The sequence below is a fragment of the Pseudomonas sp. NBB genome, from assembly GCF_032701105.1.
Lineage (GTDB): Bacteria > Pseudomonadota > Gammaproteobacteria > Pseudomonadales > Pseudomonadaceae > Aquipseudomonas > Aquipseudomonas asiatica.
Genome location: NZ_CP103994.1, coordinates 1,814,133 through 1,837,496, shown reverse-complemented (window position 1 = coordinate 1,837,496; position 23,364 = coordinate 1,814,133). Strand labels below are relative to the sequence as shown.

The 23,364-nt window shown below is 64.1% G+C and carries 19 protein-coding genes; 10 read left to right on the top strand and 9 right to left on the bottom strand.

Annotation, left to right across the window (positions count from 1 at the left end):
• Positions 1-56 precede the first annotated feature (56 nt).
• Entirely contained in the window at positions 57-4,922 is a 4,866-nt protein-coding gene (locus tag NY023_RS08580; RefSeq protein ID WP_013971665.1) for an NAD-glutamate dehydrogenase, read from the bottom strand.
• 274 nt (positions 4,923-5,196) lie between these two features.
• Here NY023_RS08580 and NY023_RS08575 point away from each other — a divergent pair, with 274 nt between their 5' ends.
• Positions 5,197-5,550, top strand: coding sequence for a hypothetical protein (locus NY023_RS08575; RefSeq protein WP_013971664.1), 354 nt, complete (start codon positions 5,197-5,199; stop codon positions 5,548-5,550).
• Between the two features lie 159 nt (positions 5,551-5,709).
• Here the strand turns inward: NY023_RS08575 and NY023_RS08570 are convergent, their stop codons facing one another.
• Positions 5,710-6,615 (bottom strand): LysR family transcriptional regulator, encoded by a 906-nt coding sequence (locus NY023_RS08570; RefSeq protein ID WP_013971663.1) that lies wholly within the window; start codon positions 6,613-6,615, stop codon positions 5,710-5,712.
• Positions 6,616-6,739: 124 nt separating this feature from the next.
• Here NY023_RS08570 and lysA point away from each other — a divergent pair, with 124 nt between their 5' ends.
• Positions 6,740-7,972 carry a diaminopimelate decarboxylase gene (lysA, locus tag NY023_RS08565; protein ID WP_024086555.1) on the top strand — a complete coding sequence of 411 codons (1,233 nt, stop codon included), beginning with the start codon at positions 6,740-6,742 and terminating at the stop codon, positions 7,970-7,972.
• Positions 7,973-8,166: 194 nt separating this feature from the next.
• Here lysA and NY023_RS08560 read toward each other — a convergent pair whose 3' ends face one another.
• Complete coding sequence (locus NY023_RS08560) at positions 8,167-9,093, bottom strand: LysR substrate-binding domain-containing protein (RefSeq protein ID WP_024086554.1); 927 nt, start codon at positions 9,091-9,093, stop codon at positions 8,167-8,169.
• A gap of 301 nt (positions 9,094-9,394) precedes the next feature.
• Here NY023_RS08560 and NY023_RS08555 point away from each other — a divergent pair, with 301 nt between their 5' ends.
• From NY023_RS08555 to soxR, 3 genes are all read left to right on the top strand, one after another.
• Positions 9,395-9,838 (top strand): acetyltransferase, encoded by a 444-nt coding sequence (locus NY023_RS08555; protein WP_013971660.1) that lies wholly within the window; start codon positions 9,395-9,397, stop codon positions 9,836-9,838.
• 58 nt (positions 9,839-9,896) lie between these two features.
• Positions 9,897-10,634 carry a GntR family transcriptional regulator gene (locus NY023_RS08550; protein ID WP_013971659.1) on the top strand — a complete coding sequence of 246 codons (738 nt, stop codon included), beginning with the start codon at positions 9,897-9,899 and terminating at the stop codon, positions 10,632-10,634.
• Between the two features lie 152 nt (positions 10,635-10,786).
• Positions 10,787-11,242 carry a redox-sensitive transcriptional activator SoxR gene (gene soxR / locus NY023_RS08545; RefSeq protein ID WP_044046928.1) on the top strand — a complete coding sequence of 152 codons (456 nt, stop codon included), beginning with the start codon at positions 10,787-10,789 and terminating at the stop codon, positions 11,240-11,242.
• A 191-nt stretch (positions 11,243-11,433) separates the two neighbouring features.
• Here the strand turns inward: soxR and NY023_RS08540 are convergent, their stop codons facing one another.
• Genes NY023_RS08540 through NY023_RS08520 form a run of 5 tightly spaced genes read right to left on the bottom strand, consistent with a single transcriptional unit; the run spans position 11,434 to position 15,721 of the window.
• On the bottom strand, positions 11,434-11,730 hold the full coding sequence (locus tag NY023_RS08540; protein ID WP_013971657.1) for a DUF3144 domain-containing protein: 297 nt from the start codon (positions 11,728-11,730) through the stop codon (positions 11,434-11,436).
• A 45-nt stretch (positions 11,731-11,775) separates the two neighbouring features.
• Positions 11,776-13,398 carry an MFS transporter gene (locus NY023_RS08535; protein WP_023661737.1) on the bottom strand — a complete coding sequence of 541 codons (1,623 nt, stop codon included), beginning with the start codon at positions 13,396-13,398 and terminating at the stop codon, positions 11,776-11,778.
• Positions 13,395-14,468, bottom strand: coding sequence for an HlyD family secretion protein (locus tag NY023_RS08530; protein ID WP_013971655.1), 1,074 nt, complete (start codon positions 14,466-14,468; stop codon positions 13,395-13,397). Before NY023_RS08530 ends, NY023_RS08535 begins: the two co-directional genes overlap by 4 nt.
• Positions 14,469-14,525: 57 nt before the next feature.
• Entirely contained in the window at positions 14,526-14,939 is a 414-nt protein-coding gene (locus NY023_RS08525) for a cupin domain-containing protein (protein WP_013971654.1), read from the bottom strand.
• Between the two features lie 38 nt (positions 14,940-14,977).
• Positions 14,978-15,721 (bottom strand): SDR family oxidoreductase, encoded by a 744-nt coding sequence (locus NY023_RS08520; protein ID WP_013971653.1) that lies wholly within the window; start codon positions 15,719-15,721, stop codon positions 14,978-14,980.
• A gap of 244 nt (positions 15,722-15,965) precedes the next feature.
• Between NY023_RS08520 and NY023_RS08515 the strand changes: the two genes are divergently transcribed.
• The 4 genes from NY023_RS08515 to NY023_RS08500 all read left to right on the top strand — a co-directional run bounded on the left by NY023_RS08515 (position 15,966) and on the right by NY023_RS08500 (position 20,490).
• Positions 15,966-17,531 (top strand): winged helix-turn-helix domain-containing tetratricopeptide repeat protein, encoded by a 1,566-nt coding sequence (locus tag NY023_RS08515; protein ID WP_013971652.1) that lies wholly within the window; start codon positions 15,966-15,968, stop codon positions 17,529-17,531.
• Positions 17,532-17,693: 162 nt separating this feature from the next.
• A complete protein-coding gene (locus NY023_RS08510) occupies positions 17,694-18,554 on the top strand; it encodes a CAP domain-containing protein (protein ID WP_013971651.1) in 861 nt (286 codons plus the stop codon).
• Positions 18,555-18,775: 221 nt separating this feature from the next.
• Entirely contained in the window at positions 18,776-19,558 is a 783-nt protein-coding gene (locus tag NY023_RS08505) for an aldolase (RefSeq protein WP_015269467.1), read from the top strand.
• A gap of 44 nt (positions 19,559-19,602) precedes the next feature.
• Complete coding sequence (locus NY023_RS08500; protein ID WP_013971649.1) at positions 19,603-20,490, top strand: dihydrodipicolinate synthase family protein; 888 nt, start codon at positions 19,603-19,605, stop codon at positions 20,488-20,490.
• A gap of 37 nt (positions 20,491-20,527) precedes the next feature.
• Here the strand turns inward: NY023_RS08500 and NY023_RS08495 are convergent, their stop codons facing one another.
• Entirely contained in the window at positions 20,528-22,039 is a 1,512-nt protein-coding gene (locus NY023_RS08495) for a PLP-dependent aminotransferase family protein (RefSeq protein WP_013971648.1), read from the bottom strand.
• A 102-nt stretch (positions 22,040-22,141) separates the two neighbouring features.
• On the opposite strand from NY023_RS08495, the gene NY023_RS08490 reads away from it, so the two are divergent.
• Positions 22,142-23,356: a benzoate/H(+) symporter BenE family transporter gene (locus NY023_RS08490; protein WP_024086547.1), complete on the top strand. Its 1,215-nt coding sequence runs from the start codon at positions 22,142-22,144 to the stop codon at positions 23,354-23,356.
• Positions 23,357-23,364: the final 8 nt, after the last annotated feature.

The window sequence follows — 23,364 nt, the reverse complement described above, 5'->3', positions numbered from 1 at the left end:
GGAACCATAAAAAAGCCCCGGCATCACTGCCGGGGCTTTTCATTTCAGCTCATGGCTCAGGACGGCACCACCGCCGCCTGCCCGCTCATGGCCAGGTCGACCAGCTCGCGGTTGGCCACCGCGTACATCGCATAATCGGTACCCGTTGCATTGCGCAGGTCATCCAGCATGGCGCGCCAGCGCTCCACCATCCCCCGGTGCTGCTCGGCCCACAGCGCCACGCGGGCGTCCATGTCTTCCGGTGCATCGGCCATCTGCAGTACCGAGATGGTGATCGCCCGCTGCTGCAGGTCGATGTCGTCGCGGAACGCCTCGCGGGCCAGCGCCTGCCAGTTGTTCTCCACCGGCAGGTTGCTGATTTCCTGCAGGTACCAGGTCAGGTCCAGTGCGCTGCCCACGGCGAAGAACGCCTTGGCCACCTGCGCCGGGTCATGGCCGGTAACATCCGAAGCCTCGATGATCGGCAACAGGGTGTACAGGTGGGTAGTGCCAGCCACCATGCGCGCCAGCAACTCCGGCACACCAGCCTCGACGAAGCCTTGGTAGCGCACCATCCAGCGCTCGCGGGTCGGGCCTTCGAGCAACTCGTCGAGCTTGAGCCCCAGTTGCGCGATCTTCGGCCCGAAGTGCGCGGTGTCGCGCCCGGCGTCCTGCTCGTTGCGGCGGCTGCGCAGGAACCAGCGGGTGGCACGACGGCCCAGGCGCATCAGCTCGTCCATCAGGGTCAGCTGGATTTCCGCCGGCACCTGATAGTCCAGAGCCTCGATCTGACGGAACCAGTGCGGCAGGTGGAAGATGTCGCGCACGATCACGTAGGCCCCGGCCACGTTGGCCGGGCTCATGCCGGTCGACTCCTTCAGGCGCTGGACGAAAGTGATACCCATGTTGTTGACCAGGTCGTTGGCGATCTGGGTGCTGACGATTTCGCGCTTCAGGCGGTGGCGGCGCATGGACTCGGCAAACTTGCTGACCAGCGACGGCGGGAAGGCGGTTTCCATGTCGCGGGTCAGGTAGTCGTCGTCCGGCACCAGCGACTTGAGCAGCTGTTCCTTGAGGTCGATCTTGCTGTACGAGATCAGCACCGACAGCTCGGCGCGGGTCAGGCCCTGGCCGGCGGCCAGGCGCTCGGCCAACTGCTCTTCGGACGGCAGGAACTCGATGGCACGGTCCAGCTTGCCACGGGCTTCCAGGTCGGCCATCAGGCGCTTGTACTCGGCAATCCGCTCGCGGGCGCGGCGGGCCGCCAGCGACAGCGCCTGGGTCTGCTTGTAGTTGTTGCCCAGCACCAGCCCGGCCACTTCGTCGGTCATGCTGCCCAGCAGCTGGTTGCGCTGCTTCTCGGTCATGTCGCCACCCTGCACCACTTCGTTGAGCAGGATCTTGATGTTGACCTCGTGGTCGGAGCAGTCCACGCCGCCGGCGTTGTCGATGAAGTCGGTGTTGGTGGCGCCGCCATGCAGGCCGAACTCGACCCGGCCAAGCTGGGTCATGCCCAGGTTGCCGCCCTCGCCCACCACCTTGCAGCGCAGCTCGTTGCCATTGACCCGCAGCGCGTCGTTGGCCTTGTCGCCGACATCGGCGTGGCTCTCGGTGCTGGCCTTGACGTAGGTACCGATGCCACCGTTCCACAGCAGGTCTACCGGTGCCTTGAGCAGCGCATTGAGCAGCTCGGTCGGGGTCAGGCGATCGGCTTCGATGGCGAAGCGCTCTTTCATCTGCGGGCTGATGGCGATGCTCTTGGCACTGCGCGGGAAGATACCGCCGCCTTCGGACATGATGCTGGTGTCGTAGTCGCTCCAGGCCGAGCGCGGCAGGTCGAACAGGCGCTTGCGCTCGGCAAAGCTGGAAGCAGGCTCCGGGTTCGGGTCGATGAAGATGTGCAGGTGGTTGAACGCCGCCACCAGTTGCAGCTTGTCGGACATCAGCAGGCCGTTGCCGAACACGTCGCCGGCCATGTCGCCGACGCCAATGACGGTGATCGGGTCTTCCTGCACATTGATGCCGCGCTCGCGGAAGTGGCGCTGCACGCCCACCCAGGCGCCGCGCGCGGTAATGCCCATCTTCTTGTGGTCGTAACCGGCCGAGCCACCCGAGGCGAAGGCGTCGCCCAGCCAGAAGCCGTAGTCGATGGCGATGCCGTTGGCGATGTCCGAGAAGGTCGCGGTGCCCTTGTCGGCCGCCACCACCAGGTACGGGTCGTCATCGTCATGGCGTACCACGTTGGCCGGCGGCACCACGCCACCGTCCTTGAGGTTGTCGGTGATGTCGAGCAGGCCGGAAATGAAGATGCGGTAGCACGCCACGCCTTCGGCGGCGATCTCGTCACGGCTGCCGCCCAGCGGCAGGCGGCGCGGCAGGAAGCCGCCCTTGGCGCCGACCGGCACGATCACCGAGTTCTTCACCTGCTGGGCTTTCACCAGGCCCAGCACTTCGGTGCGGAAGTCTTCCTCGCGGTCGGACCAGCGCAGGCCGCCGCGGGCGACGTTGCCAAAGCGCAGGTGCACGCCTTCGACCCGTGGCGAGTAGACGAAGATCTCGAACTTGGGCACTGGCTTAGGCAGTTCGGGGATCAGCTTGGGGTTGAACTTGAAGCTGAAGTACGACTTGTTGTGGCCGTTGGCGTCCGGCTGGTAGAAGTTGGTGCGCAGGGTGGCCTTGATCAGGTCCAGGTAGCGACGCAGGATGCGGTCTTCGTTGAGCACCTGCACGTCGTCCAGCGCGGTCAGGATAGCTTGCTCTAGGCGCAGTTGCTTGTCATCCAGGTCTTCCTGGGTGAGCTTGCGCGCCAGGTAGAAGCGGGTCTTGAACAACCGGGTCAGCTCGCGGGCGATGTCGGTGTGGTTGTTCAGGGTACTGGCGATGTAGCCCAGGTCGAAGCCCAGGCGAATCTGCTTCAGGTAACGGGCGTAGGCGCGCAGCAGCGCCACGTCGCGCCATGGCAGGCCGGCTGTCAGCACCAGACGGTTGAAGGCGTCGTTCTCGGCATCGCCGCGGACGATGTGGATGAAGGCATCCTGCAGGGTGTCATTGAGCTGCTGGATGTCCAGGCTCAGGCCTTCGCTGTAGGTGAAGGCGAAGTCGTGGATCCAGTAGCCGCGGCCACTGGCATGGCGCAGGCGGTACGGGAACTCGCCGAGTACGCGCAGGCCAAGGTTCTCCAGGATCGGCAGCACGTCGGACAGCGCCAGCGGCGTGTCGGCGTGGTACAGCTTGCAGTGCAGGGTGCGTTCCCCGACCTGGGTCAATGGCTGGTAGAAGCTCATCGCCAGCGGCTTGCTTTCCGACAGGTTCAGCACGTGCTGCAGGTCGACCACTGCCGAGTGCGCGGCGAAGCGCTCGCGGTAGCCGGCCGGGAAACCTTTGGGGAAGTCAGCGAGGATGTTGGTGCCCTGGGCTTCGCCGAAGTTCTCGATCACCAGTGCCGAGTAGTCGTCATGCCACGAACGGCAGGCCTGGATCACTTCGCGTTCCAGCTGCTGCGGGTCGATATCGATGCGGTTTTTCGGGTCTACCCGCAAAATCAGCTGCACACGGGCCAGCACCGATTCGGAGAAGAAGGTCCAGAACTCGCAGTCGCTGGCCTTCAGGCGCTCCATCAGCACCTGCTGGATCTTCTGCCGCACTTCAGTGGAGTAGATTTCCCGCGGTACATAGGCCAGGCAGTAGCAGAAGCGGCCGTACGGGTCCTTGCGCAGGAACACGCGGATCTTGTTGCGTTCCTGGATCTGCACGATCGACATGACGGTGCTGAACAGCTCGTCGACCGGGGTCTGGAACAGGTCGTCGCGCGGCAGTACTTCCAGTACCTGGGCCAGTTCCTTGCCCAGGTGGGCCTTGGGATCGAAGCCCGAGCGGCGCTCGACTTCGGTGACCTTCTGCCGGATATAAGGGATGGCATGCACGCTTTCACCGTACACCGACGAGGTGTACAGGCCCATGAAGCGGTGCTCCTTGATCACCTTGCCATTGGCGTCCAGCTGGCGGATCGACACGTAGTCCGGGTAGGCCGGGCGGTGTACGCGGCTTGGCAGCGCGGCCTTGGCGAACGACAGCAGCAGCGGTTCGTTGAGGTAGGCCACGGCGTAGTCTTCGATGCGCAGCTCGTCGCTCGTCAGGCCCACGCGCAGGCGGCGCGGCAGGCCGAGGAACGACTGCTCGTCGTAGACCATCTGGCCGCCATCGGCGTCGCCCTTGACGGTGAATTCTTCATAGCCCAGGAAGGTGAAGTGGTTGTCCAGCAGCCACTCGAGGAAAGCCTTGACCTCGCCCTTTTCGTTCTGCGCCGGGCCAAAGGCGGTCTGCTCCACCTCCGCAACCACTTCACGCAGCTTGGCCTTCATCGGTTCGAAGTCGGCCACCACCACCCGCACCTCGGCCAGCACCTGCTCGATCTCGCGGGCCAGTACCGTCAGCTCGGCGGCGTTGGCGCAACGGTCGATCTCCAGGTACATCAGCGACTCATGGCGTACGCCCTCGCCTTGGGTGCCCTTGGGCAGCAGTTCAAGCAGCTCGCCCTTGGCGCCGCGGCGCACACTGAGCACGGTGGTCTGCAGGGTGTGGATGCTGTAGCCGCGGCGGTTGAGCTCGGTGCGTACCGAGTCGACCAGGAACGGCAGGTCGTGGTGCAGCACTTCGACCACGCTGTGGGTCGATTGCCAGCCATTACGCTCGTAATCGGGGTTGTACACCCGTACTTGCGGGTATTCGGGGTCGAAACGCTCGATAATGCGCCAGGCTGACAGGGTGCAGCCGGCCAGGTCGGAAAGCCTGCGTTGGGTGAGTTCGTCCAGAGAGATGATGCCGAAGAACTGCTCGGCGAACAGCGCAACTTGTGGTAGGGACTGTTCGCTGATGTGCTGCGCCAGGGCCGCTTGCAGTTGATGCTGGAAGTCGGCTTTGCTGGCTGCGGTGAAGAACGCCATCTGTGGTACTCCGCTTGGGCTTTGTAATAATTGAAGCGTCGCTGCGTGCGCCGTCTACGGATCAACGATAGCCAACCCGTGGCAAGGCGGACGGTAAAACCAGGCGTTGAACGTGCGCAGGCACGCCCAGGGCTCGCCGAAGCTTAACGACTGATCGGTCATCAAGGCTTGCAGCGCTGCGACAATTTCGGTCAAGGGGCGGTAACTTTACGTTTATGCCTGTCGGCAAGACTGTCAGAATTCCCTTCCGTTTCCTTTGATCCGAGCCTTGTCCATGCAAATCAATACTGCCCTGCTGTTCGCCACCCCTTGCGATGACGAGGAAGACAACATGGCGACCCTGTGCTGCCACAGCGACAAGGGTCAGATGTTCCTGCTGACCCGCTACCCGGACGAAGACACCGTCGACCTGACCCTGGATGACGAGCCGTCGACGCTGGATGGGCTGAAAGTGACCCTGAGTGCCAAGCGCCTGCTGATCGAAGTGGCGGCGGGCGACCGGGATGCGCTGAAGGGGGATGAGGTGCTGGAGATCAACCTGACCAGCGAGTTGAGTGACATGGATGAAGTGAAGGAAACCCTGGAGAACATCCTGGCCGGGACCGGCACCTTCGTCTGCGAGCTGTGACGAACTGAATACCGGCGCGATCACTGTGGGAGCGGGCATGCCCGCGAACACCGGCACAGCCGGTGCCATCCATCGCGTCGCCTGCTTCGCGGGCGCGCCCGCTCCCACAGTGATCGCGCCAGTTTTTAGGTTTTGTGCAAGGCAGTTCCCCCACAACGATCATGCCAGCGCCTGCTGCATCTCCCGGGCCTGCACCCGCAACGCCTGGCAAAACGGCTCCACCGCCGCCGACGCCGGCCGGTGGTCCGGCCTGATCAGCATCACCTGATACGGCACCGACACCCGCAACCGCCGGATCGGCAACCCGCCCTGCGCCGCCTCCAGGCCGCTCAGCGGGTTGATGATCGCCACCCCCAGGCCTTGCCTGACCATGGCGCACACCGAGGCAGCACTGGTGGTCTCGATGACCGTGCGGCGGTTCACCCCTGCCGCGCGAAAGTGCTGGTCCAGGCGCTGCCGGTAGGTGTCCAGGCTGGCCAGGTTGATGAAGTCGACCTCATGGAAATCGCTCAGCTCCAGCTCGGTCCTGGCCTGCAACGGGTGCCCGTCGGGCAGCACGCACACCATGTTGGCGCTGAACAGCAATTCGCCGTAGGCGCCACGCGGTATCTGTTCTACCTCGGTCAGGCCCAGGTCATGCTGCTGGGCAACCAGTGACTCCTCCAGCAACGGCGACTCCTGCGCCAGGATACTCACGCTCACGCCCCGGTGCTGCTGGTGAAAGCGCTGGCAAGCCTTGGGCAGCAAGGTCTGGGAAAACAGTGGCAGGCAGGTAATGGCCAGCCGGCCCTGCTCGAAATTGCGGATGGCCTGGGCAAAGCGGTCGATGCGCTCCAGCCCTACGTAGGCCCGCTCAACCTCCTCGATCAACAGCAGCGCCTGGGCCGTCGCCACCAGGCGGCCACCTTCGCGCTCGAACAGGTTCAGCCCGGTTACCTGCTCCAGCCGCGCCAGTTCGCGGCTGACGGTGGGCTGCGAGGTGAACAGCAGGCGCGCCGCACCGGTGACGCTGCCAGCGGCCATGATGGCGCGGAACACTTCGATATGGCGGACGGACAGTTTCACGGGCAACACCTGGCAAGTCGGTAATGGTCATATCAGATATGAATGGCTGACAGAAAAATAGCTATTTTTCTGAATTCCTGCTTTGGCTCATTCTCGTGGCCTTCCTTATATGAGTAGCGCCGCCATGACTGCACCCTTCACTCTTCTGGCCGAGGCTGTCCGCCAGCACGGCTCGCCGCTGTGGGCCTATGACGCCGGCACCATCGCCGAGCGTGTCGAACAGCTGAAGGTGTTCGACACCGTGCGCTTCGCCCAGAAGGCCAACCCCAACCTGCATGTGCTGCGCCTGATGCGCGCCCACGGCCTGGTGCTGGACGCAGTGTCGCTGGGCGAAATGGAGCGGGCCTTTGCCGCGGGCGCCAGCGTGGATGGCGACCCTGCCGGCGTGGTGCTGACCTGCGACGCACTGGACCGGCCGACCCTGGAGCGGGTGGTGGCCTCGAAGATCGAAGTCAACGCCGGCTCCATCGACATGCTGCGCCAACTGGGTGAACGCTCGCCCGGCCACCGCGTGTGGGTCCGCATCAACCCCGGCTTCGGCCATGGCCACAGCCGCAAGACCAACACCGGCGGCGAGAACAGCAAGCACGGCATCTGGCACGAAGAGCTGGGCGAAGCGCTGGCCTGCGTGAAAGCCCATGGCCTGCACCTGGTAGGGGTGCACATGCACATCGGCTCGGGGGTGGATTACCAGCACCTGGAGCAAGTGGCCCGCTCGATGATCGAGCTGATCGGCCGCCTGGGCGTGGACATCGAGGCGTTCTCCATTGGCGGCGGGCTTTCCACCCCGTACCGCAGCAGCGACACGCCGGTCGACCTGCAACGCTACGCCCGGACCTGGGCCGTGGCCCGCAAGGAAATCGAAGCGATGCTGGGCCACCCCGTGCGCATGGAGATCGAGCCGGGGCGCTTCCTGGTGGCGGAATCGGGCTACCTGGTGGCCGAGGTACGCGCCGTGAAGCAGGTGGGCCGCAACACCTTCGTCATGATCGACGCCGGTTTCAACGACCTGATGCGCCCGGCGATGTACGGGGCCTACCACCGCATGACCCTGCTCGACGCCGACGGCCAGCCGGTTGACCGCCCACGGCAGCCGACCGTGGTGGCCGGGCCGCTGTGCGAGTCGGGTGATGTGTTTACCCAGGATGACCAGGAACTGACCCCGCACGACCTGCCCCAGGCGCAGGTGGGTGACCTGCTGGTGATCCACGACGCCGGGGCCTACGGCGCGTCGATGTCGTCGAACTACAACAGCCGGCCGTTGCTGCCGGAGTTCCTGATCGAGGATGGGGCGCTACGGATGATTCGCCGCAGGCAGACAGTGCAGGACCTGCTGGGCCTGGAGGCGGGCTTCTAGATACCGTTTTTCATGCGCTGTCGCGTAGAGAACTGAATTCGCAAGCGGTACGCGTACATTGTGGGGCGGCTTTAGCCACGAAGAACCCAACGCGGTGCATGGCACCGGCTGCGCCGGTGTTCGCGGCGAAAGCCGCTCCCACGGGGGCCGTGCCAATTCAATGAGTTATGTGCAGTTCCATGATAGGCCTGTGGCTAGGCCCCCATCAGCCCCTCGCGCACACCGCCCATGTAGTGCTCCAGGCGGCCACGCAACCAGCGTTCGGCAGGGTCGCTGTCGGTGGTACCCAGCCAGACCATGGCCAGTTCCAGCGCCGTGGTCTCGAACGGCAGGTGCTCGGCCTGCAGGTTGCCCCAACGCTCCATGCCCTGCGCGGCATAGTCCGGGCAGCAGGCCAGCAGGTCGGTACCGGCCAGAATCGCCGGCAGTGAACTGAACTGCGGCACCGACAACACCACCTTGCGTTGGCGGCCGATCTCTTTCAGCCAGTCATCGACCACACCCTGGGTATTGGCGGTGGGTGAGACCTGAACGTGCGGGCGGGCGCAGAACTCATCCAGCGTCAGCGGCGTGGCGGACTTGTCGGCCCGCACTACCCGGCCCTGCATGGTGCGCAATACCTTGCGCTTGGCATTGGCCGGCAGCCCACGGGTCTGGCTGATCCCGACCGTCACGTCGCCCGCCGCCAGCAGGTCCGGAATGCGCCAATAATCGACATGCTGCACGACCACCACCACATTCGGCGCTTCCACTCGCAGCGCCCGCAGCAGTGGCGGCAACAACCCCGACTCGACGTCATCGGACAAACCGATGCGGAAGGTCATCTTGCTGGTCAGCGGGTCGAAGTCGTGGGTCAGGCTGAGGGCGACGGACATGGCATCCAGTGCCGGAGTGAGGTACTTGATCACCTCTTCGGCCCTGGCCGAGGGCTCCATGCGGTTGCCCACACGGATCAGCAACGGGTCGTTGAACATCGTGCGCATGCGGGCCAGCGCAGCGCTGACCGTGGATTGGGCGACGAACAGTTTCTCTGCGGCACGGGTGATGTTGCGCTCCTGCATCAGCGCTTCGAACACCACCATCAGGTTGATATCGGCTTTGCGCAGTTCGTTTCGGTTCATTGGCGCTCCCGGCCGTTCTTGTTGTGCGGGTTCAATTCCAGCATCGATGTGGATTGCAGTCGAGCCCATCGATGGCACGGGCTTCGCCCATGTTCGCGGGTAAACCCACTCCCACAGGTACGGCGCCGGGCTCGAGGGCAGTGCCATGCTTGCAGGAGCGGGTCTACCCGCGAAAGGGCCGGCCCGGGCAACACATCAGCTGATGCCCTGCCCCACCGTCCATTGCCCCGCCCCACACAATCCGGGTACCCTTTTTCTTCCTCCCGGCCTCCCCGGCCATACACCGCCCAGGCATGACTCCATGATCATTCGCCAAAGTATCGCTGCAGACCACACGCAACTGCTCGATATCTGGCTGCGCGCCGTGCGCGCCACGCACCACTTTCTGCAAGCGTCCGACATCGACGCACTGCTGCCGCAATTGCGCGACGTCTACTTCCAGGCCGTCGAGCTCTGGGTCGCGGTTGACACCGAAGACCGCCCGCTGGGCTTCATCGGCTTCAATGGCAACCACGTGGAAATGCTCTTCGTCGCCCCCGAGCGCCACGGCCAGGGCATAGGCCGCGCGCTGCTTGATTTCGGCCGCCAGAAGCGCAGCGCGATGAGCGTCGATGTCAACGAGCAGAACCCGCAGGCAGTGGGGTTCTACCGGCATTACGGCTTCATCCAGACCGGCCGCTCAGCACTGGATGGCGAAGGCCGGCCGTTCCCCTTGCTTCATATGAGCCTGCCTGCCCAGGTTTGATTTTCGGGGCGACTTTGCGCCCCGCTGCTGTTACAAATTTGCGAGACAGACCAAAGGTATGAACCCGACGCGCTATAGCACCGTGGCCAAGGACTTGATGGAAGGCATCGCCAGTGGCCGCTACCCGGTGGGCAGCCTGCTGCCGACCGAGTTCGAGCTGTGCGACCTGTACGATGTGAGCCGACACACGGTGCGCGCGGCGATCAACCAGTTGCTCAACCAAGGGCTGGTATCGCGGCGCAAGCGCGTGGGTACCCGGGTGGAGGCCAGTAGCCCGCGCGGTGGCTACTCGCAGACATTGGCCAGCGTGGCGGACCTGGCGCAACTGGCGCAAAACCAGCAACGGGAAATTCAGGACGTGCGCCACTTCGTCGCCGACCTGAGCGAGGCGGCGCGGCTGGGGCTGGTACCGGGCGAGCACTACTTCTGCGTGTCGAGCATCCGTGTCGACCGCGTGCACAACGCGGCGCCGCTGTGCTGGACCGATGTGTACGCGCAGCGCGACCATGCCGAAGTCATCGAGTTGGCCCGCGAGCACCCCGACCAACTTATTGCGGGGCTGATCGAGCAGCACTTTGCCCGGGCGATCGCGGTGGTCGACCAGCAGGTGCGGGCAGTGTTGCTGACCGCGGAAATGGCCCGGCTGCTGAAGGCCGAGGCAGGCGCGCCGGGGCTGAAGATCATTCGCCATTACCGCGAGGAAAACGGCGACCTGATGGCGGTGTCCGAGACGGTGCACCCGGATGATCGCTTTACCCTGGTTACCCAGATGCGCCGGGATCGGTCGCCTGGCTGATCAAACCAACCGCGATCCCTGTAGATCTCGAAGGCAATGCGCCCCGCCATCTCGGCTGCCACCTGTACTGGTTGCTTCGATCATCAGCAAAGCGGTTGCGGGGAAGATCGGGCAGGACTATAAGAGCTCGAGTTAACTTGAGGTCAACAGGCATGGCAGCGGACAACACACGGATGCTAACGGTAGGGGAAGTGGCCAAACGCAGCGGCGTGGCGGTTTCTGCGCTGCACTTCTACGAGACCAAGGGGCTGATCGCCAGCGTCCGTACGGCGGGTAACCAGCGCCGCTATCCTTCACTGGTGCTGCGTACGCTGGCCATCATCAAGGTGGCGCAGCGCACGGGTATTCCGCTTGACGAGATCAAGCAGGCCTTCAGCCGCTATGCGCCCAACAGCAAGCTCACGGCAGCGCAGTGGGGCGAGATGTCGACCGCCTGGCGCGAGGACCTGAACGCCCGCATCCGCACGCTGGAGGCTTTGCGCGACAACCTGGACAACTGCATTGGTTGCGGCTGCCTGTCGCTGGAAGATTGCCCACTGCGCAACCCCGAGGATGTGCTGGGCAAGGAAGGTACCGGGCCGCGGATTCTGGAGAAGAAGGCCCGATAAGGCTGCGCTGGCGGGTAGAGGACTGAATTCACAAGCGGTCCGCGTACCCTGTGGGAGCGGGTTTACCCGCGAAGAATCCAACGCGGTGCATGGCACCGGCTGCGCCGGTGTTCGCGGCTAAAGCCGCTCCCACAGGGTCCCTGCTAATTCAATGAGCCTTGTGCAGTTCCATGAGATCGCGCCCCCATGGCTCAGTTGCCTTTGCCCAGCACATACCGGTCGAAATGCTCGATGTGCTCGTCCAGGTTGTCCTCAAGCATCATCCGGTACTGCTCGCAGAAATACTTCAACAGCTCCTCCCGCGCGGCAGCCAGTTCCGCACTGGTCTTGAAACTGCGGGCGCTCATCCAGGCATTGAAGCGCGAGGCGCCGAAGGTCAGTGAGGCGCTGACCTTGCCCAGGTCTTCGATTTTCTCGATCTGCTGGTTCGCCAGTTCGATATGCGCATCCGCGCGGTCATAAAAAGCCTGATCGGTAGCTTGTGTCATTGCGGTTTACCTTGCTGCTGCATTCAAATTAGGCACAGCGCCGTTTTACAGCGAAAGCTCACGATGTGAAACCGGCAATTCACCTTCATGAGATTGCCCGGCGTCCTGTTTCCCGGCCATGCGCGCCAACAGCATTTTGATGCACACTAGCAGCGGCGCTGCCACGGCAAACAGCAACGCCACAGCGATGAACGCCGTGTCGAAGGCGATCACCGCCCCTTGCCCCGTCACTGCCTGCGACAACAGGCTCATGGCCACTCGTCCAGCAGCCGGCGGGTCAATACCCTCAAGCCGCAACATCGACGTCACCGAATCAAGCCGTTCATTTACCGCCGTCGCGCCTGTGCTCACATGCGCACCAAGCGCCTGGGCATTGAGCACGCCATGCTGGTCGAGCAGCGTCTGCAACCCTGCTACCCCCAAAAGCCCACCCACCTGCCGCCCGGTATTGAAAAGGCCGATACCACTGGCCAGGCTGTGCCGGCCCAGCCTGCCAAAGGCAATCAGAGTCAGCGACAGAAACAGCAACCCCAGCCCGGCCCCGCGCAGCATGACCGCGGCCATCATGTCGTGCATGCCACTCTCGCGGGTCGAGCCCGAAAGCATCCACATCGCCGCCATGATTGCCAGGATGCCAAACGGCACAGTGGCAAAAGGCGCGATACCACGCACCTGGATCAGGTACGCCACCCCCAGCAGCACGGCGATGAACACCACGCCACTGGGTAGAAGCAACAGGCCGGCGTCGGTGGCGGTGAAACCCAGCATGGACAAGGCAAAAGCCGGTATCACAAAGGCGCTGCCGAACAATGCCGCGCCAGCAACGAAGCTGACAATGAAGGCGAAGGTGAAATCACTCGACCGGAACAGACTGAAGTCCAGCAACCCCTGCCCATTACCCGTCAGTTGCTGGCCAAGCAACAGCAACAACGCCGTGCCGCCGACCACGCCGGCCCAGCACATGTGTGCTGCCTCGAACCAATCCCAGCGGCTGCCCTGGGTCAGGAGGTAGGTCAGGCACAGCAACGCGGTGGCCGCCAGTACCCAGCCCGGCCAATCGAAGCGGCGCCGGCCTGGCAGGTCATAGGCAGGCAGCTCGACCAGCAGCAACAGGCCAGTCGCCGCCAAGGTCAGCGGCGCAACGCTGAGAAATATCCAGGTCCAATCCTGGCTATCGATCAACCACCCCTGCATCGACGGCGTGAGTGCCGCTGGCGCGACCACCGCGCCAATGGCGAACAAGCCTTGCAAGACCGGCTGCTGCCGCCGCGGGTAGGCAAGAAAGATCAGTGTCTGCCCCGCCACCAGCAATACACCGCCTGACAGGCCTTGGCAGGCGCGCAAGGCCACCAGCAGCTCGATGCTCACCAATTGCGCCGCACCGACACAGGCCAACCCCATGGCCAGGGTCGCTCCGATGATCACCGCGCGCGGTGGCAGCCTGCCCAGCAGCCAGGGCGCGAACAGGAACCCTGCCAATTTGCATGCAGTGTAAGCAACATCCAGCCAGGCGAATTCATCCGACGTGGCATGTGTATCGCCCATGATGTCGTTGCGCCCTATCGCCAGCACGCTGCTGGCGATGGCGTCGGTGAGCGCAGCCAGTACGATGCCAGCAACCAGCAGCCACCCTTTAAGCCACTTGATGCCCACTTTCCGGGTGCTCACGAGCCACCTCCGACCTCGATCCGCACTCGCGCCGACAGCCCCGGCACGATGCGCCCGGGCAACGGGTTGTGGGCCAGGCGAATCTTCACCGGCACCCGCTGCACTACACGCACGAAATTGCCCGTTGCGTTGTCCGGCGGCAACAGACTGAACGCCGCGCCGCTGCCAGGTGCGAAGCTGTCTACCACGCCTTCGAGGCTGTCCTGCGGGTAGCCATCCAGGGTGACCCGTGCCCGCTGCCCAGGCTGGATTTGCTCCAGTTGGGTTTCCTTGAAGTTGGCCACGATCCACACCCCGTCGACCGGGACCAGGTCGAGCAAGGCAGCACCCGGCGTAACGAATCGTCCGACCCGTACCTGGCGATTACCAATCACGCCGGCAACCGGCGCCCGCACCACGGTATGTTCAAGCTCGATCAGCGCCAGGTCGCGCGCGGCCCTGGCCTGGGCGATAGCCGCCACGGCTGCCTCACGCTGGGCATCCAGCACAGCGATACGTTGACGCTGAGCATCGAGTGTCGCCGCCGCAGCCTTCAGCGCGGCCTCGGCGCTGCTGCGGGCGGCGTCGGTCTGATCGACCAAGGCCTGGCTGATTGCACTGTACTGAATCAGCTTGCGGCTGCGCTCGTGGGTTTTGCTGGCCAGCTGCCGCTCGGCCTGGGCCGACTGGCGCTGCGCCTCGGCCTGGCGGACCTGCGCCTGCTGCAGGCGTGTCTGGGCGTCGACATCGCCAAGACGCGCCTCGGCAGCCTTCAGGTTGGCCTGCGCCTGGACCAGATGCGCACGGTAGTCGCGGTCATCGATACGGAACAACACGTCACCGGCCCTGACCTGCTGATTGTCCCCGACCTCCACCGCCGTCACGTAACCCGACACCTTGGCCGCCAGCGACGTTACATCTCCACGCACATAGGCGTTGTCGGTAAAGGCGACGTCAGCAGAGCGCAACGTCAGCCAACCCACAGCCAGCAACAGTATGGCTGCCACGCACAGCACGACGCCCACTATCTTCATCCGTGCAGGCTGCGGCATCACCGCCGCGTGGGCCTGCTCAGGTTCATGTGTGTTCATGATGCGTTGTCCTGTATTCGGCCCTGGTGGCATGGCACTGCCAACAGGGCCGAAGGCCTACTTCTCGCTCGGCGTGACCAGTACCGTCTCATTGCTGTCGAGCACGAACACGGCCATCAGCTTGGCCGGCTTGCTGTCGCTGGCGTTGGCACTGACGCCATGGAAAGCGCCCGGTGCCTCGTACCAGTTTTCGCCAGGTTTGTAGACCTTGGCTGGCTCGCCATTGACGCTGCTGCGCACTTCGCCTTCCAGCACCGTGGCATAGATGAATGCAGATTTCGGGTGCCGATGCGCGGGCGACGCGGCCCCGGGGGCGTAGTCGACGATCACTCCGCGCATGCTTTTGCCTGGCACGTTGGGCAGTGGTCTGTCGAAGACCACGGTGACTTTGCTGACTGGCCGCTCGGCGGCGACAACCGGGGTCATGGCCAGCACGGTGAACGCGGCGGCCAGGAGGGGGCGGCTGAACATGGTGATGCTCCTTCGGTTCGGGATAGGGGTTGAATCGCTCACTGGCGAGCCAGCCAGTCTTCGAAGCGGATCTTGCCAAGCCGCGCGCCGCTGCCGGGAGTCAGCGACTTGTCATCGAGCTCGGCACCGAAATAGCGGGCATGCACATCCGCCACCACCTTTCGTGTATCTCCACGCAGGCGCAGGAAGCGGCGCACCAGTTCATCCAGTGGCGCGGCCTCTGGCCCGGCAACCTCCAGCATGCCGAGCGCTGGTGGCGCCAACGCCACATCGATCAGCGCCGCTACCACATCATCCGCGGCCAAAGGCTGGAACAGCGCCGGCGACAGGCGAATCTCCTCTCCCACCGTCCCTGCCTGGGCAATGCCTTCGACGAACTCGAAGAACTGCGTGGCGCGCAGAATGGTGTACGGCAGCGCGGACTCCCTGATCAGCGCCTCCTGGGCGACCTTGGCCCGGAAGTAGCCATTTTCCGGCAACCGCTCGCTGCCCACGATAGACAACGCGACATGATGCTTGACCCCTGCAGCCTTCTCGGCTGCCAGCAGGTTGCGGGTGGACGTCTCGAAAAAATCGAGCACCGCCTGGTCCTCCCAGGACGGGGCATTCGCCACATCCACTACCACATCCGCACCGTTCATCGCCTCTGCCAAGCCCTCGCGGGTGATGCTGTTCACCCCCGTGCTCGGCGCTGCCGCGACGGCATCGTGGCCGCGCTCGCGCAGGCCGCCGACAAGCTTCGAACCAATGAGGCCAGTGCCTCCGATCACCACGATTTTCATTGGGGCTGTCTCCACGTTCACGACTGCAACCATTGCCGTCGTGGAGGTTCAAGCATGCGCCGCCGGCCTGTGCAGAGTCCTTGCGTACCGGCTGGATTTGCCTCCAGGCTTGCTTGAATTTCCGTCCAAACTGTTCAATTCACGCCCTGGCATGTGCAGCCAGCTTTGCGCTGCCGTATCATCGGCCCATACCACTGAACAGTCGCCTCGGACACGAAGCCTAGGGCGTGCGAGGGGATGCCACGTGCCATTCGAGTTTGACGACTATGTGCTCGACGAACAGCGCAGGGAGCTGACCCTGTGCGGGAAGGCCGTGGCCATCGGCCCGCAGGTGTTCGACCTGCTCTTGCAACTGGTCAGTCACCGCGACCAGGTGCTGGGGCGTGACGAGTTGTTGGCGCGCGTGTGGAACGGCAAGATCGTCTCGGAATCGACCATCACCAGCCATATCAATGCCGTGCGCAAAGCCATCGGCGATTCCGGTGAAGAGCAGCGCCTGGTACGCACGATCGCGCGCAAGGGCTACCGCTTCGTCGGCCTGATCCGCGAGCCTTCCAGCAGCGCGGCACAGGCCCCATCCGAACCTGTTCCCGTCGCCTGTGGGCCCGCCCTGCCCGATAAACCGTCGATCACCGTGCTGCCCTTCCAGAACCTCAGCGGTGACCCTGAGCAGGACTATTTCGCCGACGGGATGGTCGAGGACATCATCGCCGCCCTGTCCCGCATTCGCTGGCTGTTCGTCATCGCCCGCAACTCGAGCTTCACCTTCAAAGGCCAGCGCATCGATGTGCAGCAGGTTGGCCAGGCACTGGGCGTGCGCTATGTGCTCGAAGGCAGCGTGCGCAAGGCTGGCAAGCGGCTACGCATCACCGGCCAGCTGATCGACGCCACCAGCGGCGAGCATCTGTGGGCCGAGCGTTTCGAGGGGCGGCTCGACGACCTGTTCGAGTTGCAGGACCAGGTGACCGAAAGCGTGGTGGGCGCCATCGCCCCGCAGCTGGAACGGGCGGAGATCGAACGGGCCAAGCGCAAGCCCACCGACAACCTGTGCGCCTACGATTATTACCTGCGCGGCACGGCCAAGCTGCATAACGGCACCCGCGACGCCATAGCCCAGGCTCTACCGCTGTACTACCAAGCCATCGAACTGGACCCTGAGTTCGCTTCGGCCTATGGCATGGCGGCGTGGTGCTACTTCTGGCGCAAGCTCAATGGCTGGATGGATGATCGCGCCCAGGAAATCACCGAGGGTGCCCGGCTTGCGCGCCTGGCAGTGGAACTGGGGCGTGACGATGCCGTGGCGTTAACCCGCGGCGGCCATGCCCTGGGGCACCTGACGGGTGACCTGGACGGCGCGATAGCGCTGCTTGACCGGGCACGCCTGCTCAACTCCAACCTGGCGCCGGCCTGGTACCTGGGCGGGATACTCAGGGCGTTACGCGGCGAGACACAGACCGCCATCGACAATCTCAAGCACGCCACACGGCTGAGCCCACTGGACCCGGAGATGTTTCGCATGCAGGTGGGCATGGCGTTGGCGCATTTCTTTGCCGGGCGGCTGGATGAGGCTGTGGAGTGGGCGGAAAAGTCGCTGGGGAATCTGCCCAGTCTGCTGGCGGCGGTGGCCCTGCTGGCGGCCAGCCATGCACTGAGCGGGCGGATGGACAGCGCGCACCGGGCGATGGAGCGCTTGCGAGCACAAGACCCAGGGTTAAGGGTGTCGACCTTGCGCCAGTGGCTGCCGATTTACCGCGATGAGGATCTGGCCCGATTTGCCGAAGGGTTGAGGTTGGCGGGGTTACCGGCTTGATCGGGGATGCATGAAACCCTGGCCTGGATTGCCTTCGTTGGAGTACCGAAACTCCAACTACAAATTTGTACCCACCACCAGTGAACCTGGATTGAGGCGCACAGTCTTAGCCGAGCCCTAAATTCGGCCTTGCCGCCGCCATTCACCAGAGCCATTCACCCCATGCGCCACGCAGTCCGTCGCTCCCCCTTTGTCTCGCTCTGTCTCATTCCTTTTTTCCACCTGTTCGCCAACCCCGCCCATGCCAGCGGGGAAAGGCAACTGGTGGCAGCCATCAACGACTATCGCACCCAGCCACAGCGCTGCGAGCGGCGCATTATCCGGGGCTCGACGCCGCTGGTGCTGAAACCGAAACTGGCGTTGCCGGTCGGCTACGGCGGGGGGTTGCGGGAAGGATTGAAGGCTGCGGGTTATCAGGCCGTGAAGGTGCGGGCCATCCGCCTGGTCGGCGCGCAAGATGCCGAGGAGGCCTTCGACATGCTGCGCAGCGACTACTGCACGGCGCTGCTCGATAGCCAATATGCCGATATCGGTGTGAGTCGCTCACGCAACGAGTGGCGGGTGCTGCTGGCTCGGCCCCTGCTCGATGCCCAGCTCGGCGATGGGCGATCGGCAAGCAAAGCGTTGCTGGCACAGGTGAACGCTGCACGGGCGAAACCACGCCTGTGTGGTCGCAAGCGCTTTGCCGCTGCACGCCCGCTGGCCTGGAACACCGCCCTGGGAACAGCGGCGCAGCGCCACAGCCGGGCGATGGCCAACGACAATTTCTTCGCGCACCGCGACCTCGACGGTGATCTACCCGCGGATCGGGCATGGGATGCCGGCTACCGTGGGCGGCAGATCGGCGAGAACATTGCCGCCGGCCAAGGGTCACCGAGCAAGGCGATGGCAGGCTGGCTGGCCAGCCCCGGGCATTGCGCCAACCTGATGAACCCGATGTTTACCCAGGTGGGTGCGGCCTTTGCCGAGAACTCGCGTAGCGATAACGGCGTGTACTGGACGATGCTGTTCGGCGCACCTTGAAGGGCACGTGCCAGCCCTGTGACCAAGGCTGGCCTGCCGATCGTTGCCTGCACCACCTCTGACAACCCCGCCATACCTCCCCCGCGCAGTCTCAGATGACTGGCGCTGGCGATGACACATCGCTTGCATATGACACCTTGTGTCATTAATATCGCACTTGTGTCCTGACGGTGTCCTCGCCGATCAGCAATCCATCGCCCTTCCCCATGCAGGTACAGCCCATGACGACCACCATGCAGACCCCCAAGGATCAGCTCGTCAAACTCGCCCAGCAGCAGATGCTGACGGCGCTGGCCGACAACACCTACACTCCTCGCCAGAAACTCGCCCTTACCTGCCGCATCCTGTTCGACGGCGGCCACGATTCGGGCCTGGCCGGGCAGATCACCGCCCGCGCCGAGCAGCCTGGCACCTACTACACGCAACAACTCGGCCTGGGCTTCGACGAGATCGCCGCTTCCAACCTGCTGGTGGTCGACGAAGACCTCACCGTGCTGCAAGGCCGCGGCATGGCCAACCCGGCCAACCGCTTCCATAGCTGGCTGTACCGCGCACGCCCCGACGTCAACTGCATCATCCACACCCACCCACTGCACAGCGCCGCCCTGTCGATGCTGGAAGTGCCACTGGCGATCTCGCACATGGACCTGTGCCCGCTGTTCGACGACTGCGCGTTCCTCAAGGAATGGCCCGGCGTACCGGTGGGCAACGAAGAAGGTGAAATCATTTCCAGGGCGATCGGCGACAAGCGCGCGATCCTGCTTTCCCACCACGGTTTGCTGATCGCCGGCCGCTCGATCGAGGAAGCCTGCGTCCTTGCCATGCTGTTCGAGCGCGCGGCAAAGATGCAGCTGCTGGCCATGGGCGCCGGTGAAATTCGCCCCATCCCGGATGCCCTGGGCAAGGAAGCCCACGACTGGATCTCCACCCCCAAACGTCATGGTGCCGCGTTCAGCTATTACGCGCGCCGTGCCTTGCGTGCCCATGGCGACTGCCTGGGCTGACTGAAGCTGTACTCTTTCCCCAACAACGGCAAAGGTGCCTGGTTATGTCTACACCTGTAATTCGCGGCGTTATCGGCTACACCATCACTCCCTTCACGGCAGACGGCGCGCTCGACCTGGATGCCCTGGGCCTGTCCATCGACCGCCTGATAGAAGACGGCGTGCACGCCATCGCACCGCTGGGCAGCACCGGCGAAGGCGCCTACCTGTCCGACAGCGAATGGGAAACGGTGGTGCGCTTCAGCCAGGCACGCATCGCCGGCCGCGTGCCCAGCGTGGTCAGCGTCTCCGACCTGACTACCGCACGCACCGTGCAGCGCGCCCGCCTGGCACAGGCCTGCGGCGCCACGGCGGTGATGGTGCTGCCCATCTCCTACTGGAAGCTCACCGAAGCCGAAGTGGTCGCCCACTACATGGCGGTGGGCGCGGCCATCGACATTCCGATCATGCTCTACAACAACCCGGGCACCAGCGGCACCGACCTGTCGGTGGAGCTGATCCTGCGCATCCTCGGCGAAGTGCCCAATGTGACCATGGTCAAGGAAAGCACCGGCGACATTCAGCGCATGCACCGCCTGTTCAAGGCCACCGATGGCCAGGTGGCCTTCTACAACGGTTGCAACCCGCTCACCCTGGAAGCCCTGGTGGCCGGTGCCACCGGCTGGTGCACCGCCGCGCCCAACCTGATTCCGGCACTGAACCTGGCGCTGTGGGACGCGGTGCAGCAAGGTAACCTGGCCGAAGCTCGCGCGTTGTTCTACCGCCAGTACGAACTGCTGGAGTACATCACCCGCCGTGGCCTGCCCACCACCATCAAGGCCGGTTTAAAACTGCTCGGCCAGGATGTCGGCGCTCCACGCCTGCCCCTGCAACCGCTGGATGCGCAAGCCAGCGACTACCTGAAGAGCATGCTGGTAGAACTGGCCGACTGACCGTGACAACTGCCCGGCGGCGTCTTGCTGCCGGGCTTCATCCTGGCAACGTTGCTCGCCCTTGGCCAGACTCGACCTGGCGCAACACCTTCGCCAATTTCGCCACGGCCATCGCCAGCTCGCCAGGGGTATGCGCCGCAAACCCCATCAGCAATCCCGCCTCCCCTTTCGTCGACGCATACAGGCCACTTAGCCCCAGCAGGTCTATACCAGCGGCCTGCGCCGCCTTCACGACCTGCTCTTCAGGCATCGGCCTGGTGAAAACACAAGGCATCTGCATGCCGCCTGCGGGCACACGCGCGACAAGAAAGTCCGACAGCTGTGCCTGCACCAATGCCGCCAGGGCATCGCGGCGCTCCGCATAGATCGCCCGCATCAAGCGCACATGGGCGCCGAAGTGCCCGCCTTCGATGAACCTGGCCAAGGTCAGTTGTGCCAGCGAAGCCGTATGCCCGTCCTGCAAGGTTCGCGCAGCGGTCATCGGCTCGACCAGTTGCGGCGGCAAGACCATGTAGGCAATGCGCAAGCCGGCGAACAGGGACTTGGTGAACGTGCCGATGTAAACCGTACGGTCGTGGGCATCCAGGCCTTGCACGCACGCGGTGGGTTTGCCGGCATAGTGAAACTCGCTGTCGTAATCGTCCTCGATGATCCAGGCGCGTTGTTGCCGGGCCCACTCGATCACCGCCAGACGCCGGTCCAGGGACAGGGTCACACCAGTAGGGAACTGATGCGAAGGGGTCAGGAAAACAGCCCTGGCATGGGGAGCCAGCCGTGTTATCTGCGCGACCTGCATGCCGTCCGTGTCCACGGCCACGGCGATGCAATGCAGGCCAGCAGCACCCAGCGCCTTCCTGACCCCATGGTAGGCCGGGTCTTCGATAACCACCTGATCGCCCGCGTCGGCCAATACGTGAGCACACAGGCTGAACGCCTGCTGTGAACTGGTAAGGATTAGCACGCGGTCAGCCGTGGCCTGTGCGCCACGTTCAAGATTGACGTAATCGGCAATAGCCCGCCGCAGTGGCTCGGTACCTTGCGCGCTACTGGGCTGCAATGCCTGGGAGCCATGTTCCTTGAACACCTGCCGTTGCAGCTTTTCCCAGGCCTGCAACGGGAAATTGCGGGTTTCCGCCACCCCCGGCGCAAACGGCCGAGAAACGAAGAAATTGTGCACTCCGCCCTCCTGGCACAGCGCCTGGCCACGACGGCTGATTGCCGGCGGTTCGTCCGGGGCTTTCACCTTGCGGGCCCGGGGCGGGGCCGGAAGGTGCTGCGCACGGGGTGAAACGAAGCTGCCACTACCCACCCGGCGCTCGATGAAGCCTTCGGCGTGCAGCTGGCCATATGCAGCCTCGACCGTATCCCGTGACACAGCCAGCGAGGCCGCCAGCGCACGGGAGGCGGGCAACGCCTTGCCCACGGGCAACGCCCCTTCGAGAACAAGCTGGCGTATCGCACGCTGGATTCTTACGTGCAACGGCAGTGACGCGCGCTCTGGGTCGCCGATCCAGGCTTTCACCGACTCCAGTTGTGCATGCTTGAACATTGGTATGGCCATGTGTGGAAAAGTGGTGGGGCTATACCGGCCATTCTAGCGCTATAAAAACCAGCCTTTCCAACCCTATGCGCCAGAACGACCGAGGCCTCGATGAACACGCCCGCACACACTGTTCCAACCCCGCTACGGCTGACAGACATCCTTCACCCCGTGGTGGCGGGGATCGTTTCGGTAATAGTCAATTATGGCGGCACCTTCATCCTGGTGTTCCAGGCCGCCAAGCTGGCCGGGCTGAGCCCGGCGCTGACCTCCTCGTGGGTCTGGTCAGTGTCGATCGGCGTCGGGCTCAGTGGCCTGGTCCTGTCCTGGTACAGCCGCGAGCCGGTGATCACCGCCTGGTCCACGCCGGCCGCTGCGTTCCTGGTCACAGCGCTGGCCAGCGTGCCCTACAGCGACGCCATCGGTGCCTACCTGCTGTCGGCAGCCGGCTTCGTGATGCTGGGAGTGACCGGTTACTTCGAGCGCCTGGTGCGGGCCATCCCGGGCGGAATTGCCGCCGGCCTGCTGGCGGGTATCCTGTTGCAATTCGGCATTGGTGCATTCGGCGGCCTGTCGGTCGACCCCGCCCTGGCCGGGCTGTTGATCGCGGCCTATGTAACATTCAAACGCTTTACCGCCCGCTATGCCGTAGTAGGCATTCTGCTGCTAGGCCTGGGCTACCTGCTACTGCAGGGCCAGGTGGACCTGACAGCGCTCAGGCTGGAATTCGCCACGCCGTTGTTCACCGCGCCCACCTTCTCCCTCAACGCCGCCCTGAGCGTGGCCCTGCCGTTGTTCCTGATCACCCTTACCGGTCAGTACATGCCAGGCATGCTGGTGCTGCGCAACGATGGCTTCAAGACCAGCGCCAATCCGATCGTGGCAGTCACTGGCCTGGGGTCGTTGCTGATGGCACCGTTCGGGTCGCACGCCTTCAACATCGCTGCCATCACCGCCGCCATCTGCACTGGCAAGGAAGCCCACGAAGACCCGGGCAAACGCTGGGTCGCGGGCATCGCTGCCGGCGTCTGCTACATCCTCGTAGGGGTATTCGGGGTCACCCTGGCCAGTGTGTTCATGGCCCTGCCGGCCACCTTCATCACCACGCTGGCCGGCCTTGCACTGCTGGGCACCATCGGCGCCAGCCTGGCCAACGCAATGGCAGATGCCCGTTCACGCGAAGCGGCACTGATCACATTCCTGGCCGCGGCAGCCAACATCAACCTGTTTGGCATTGGCGGGGCATTCTGGGGGCTGGTCATTGGCTTGCTGGCCTATGCCGTATTGAACGGCCGCCTACCCGGTTTCTGCCACTTCTCCCGGTAAGCGGGCTT

Coding starts and splice junctions, on each gene's coding strand:
- NY023_RS08500 (WP_013971649.1), top strand. CDS start 19,603: ATGTCTACACCTGTAATTCGCGGCGTTATCGGCTACACCATCACTCCC.
- NY023_RS08555 (WP_013971660.1), top strand. CDS start 9,395: ATGATCATTCGCCAAAGTATCGCTGCAGACCACACGCAACTGCTCGAT.
- NY023_RS08580 (WP_013971665.1), bottom strand. CDS start 4,922: ATGGCGTTCTTCACCGCAGCCAGCAAAGCCGACTTCCAGCATCAACTG.
- lysA (WP_024086555.1), top strand. CDS start 6,740: ATGACTGCACCCTTCACTCTTCTGGCCGAGGCTGTCCGCCAGCACGGC.
- NY023_RS08530 (WP_013971655.1), bottom strand. CDS start 14,468: ATGAACACACATGAACCTGAGCAGGCCCACGCGGCGGTGATGCCGCAG.
- NY023_RS08510 (WP_013971651.1), top strand. CDS start 17,694: ATGCGCCACGCAGTCCGTCGCTCCCCCTTTGTCTCGCTCTGTCTCATT.
- NY023_RS08520 (WP_013971653.1), bottom strand. CDS start 15,721: ATGAAAATCGTGGTGATCGGAGGCACTGGCCTCATTGGTTCGAAGCTT.
- NY023_RS08575 (WP_013971664.1), top strand. CDS start 5,197: ATGCAAATCAATACTGCCCTGCTGTTCGCCACCCCTTGCGATGACGAG.
- NY023_RS08540 (WP_013971657.1), bottom strand. CDS start 11,730: ATGACACAAGCTACCGATCAGGCTTTTTATGACCGCGCGGATGCGCAT.
- NY023_RS08490 (WP_024086547.1), top strand. CDS start 22,142: ATGAACACGCCCGCACACACTGTTCCAACCCCGCTACGGCTGACAGAC.
- NY023_RS08525 (WP_013971654.1), bottom strand. CDS start 14,939: ATGTTCAGCCGCCCCCTCCTGGCCGCCGCGTTCACCGTGCTGGCCATG.
- NY023_RS08560 (WP_024086554.1), bottom strand. CDS start 9,093: ATGAACCGAAACGAACTGCGCAAAGCCGATATCAACCTGATGGTGGTG.
- NY023_RS08505 (WP_015269467.1), top strand. CDS start 18,776: ATGACGACCACCATGCAGACCCCCAAGGATCAGCTCGTCAAACTCGCC.
- NY023_RS08550 (WP_013971659.1), top strand. CDS start 9,897: ATGAACCCGACGCGCTATAGCACCGTGGCCAAGGACTTGATGGAAGGC.
- NY023_RS08495 (WP_013971648.1), bottom strand. CDS start 22,039: ATGTTCAAGCATGCACAACTGGAGTCGGTGAAAGCCTGGATCGGCGAC.
- soxR (WP_044046928.1), top strand. CDS start 10,787: ATGGCAGCGGACAACACACGGATGCTAACGGTAGGGGAAGTGGCCAAA.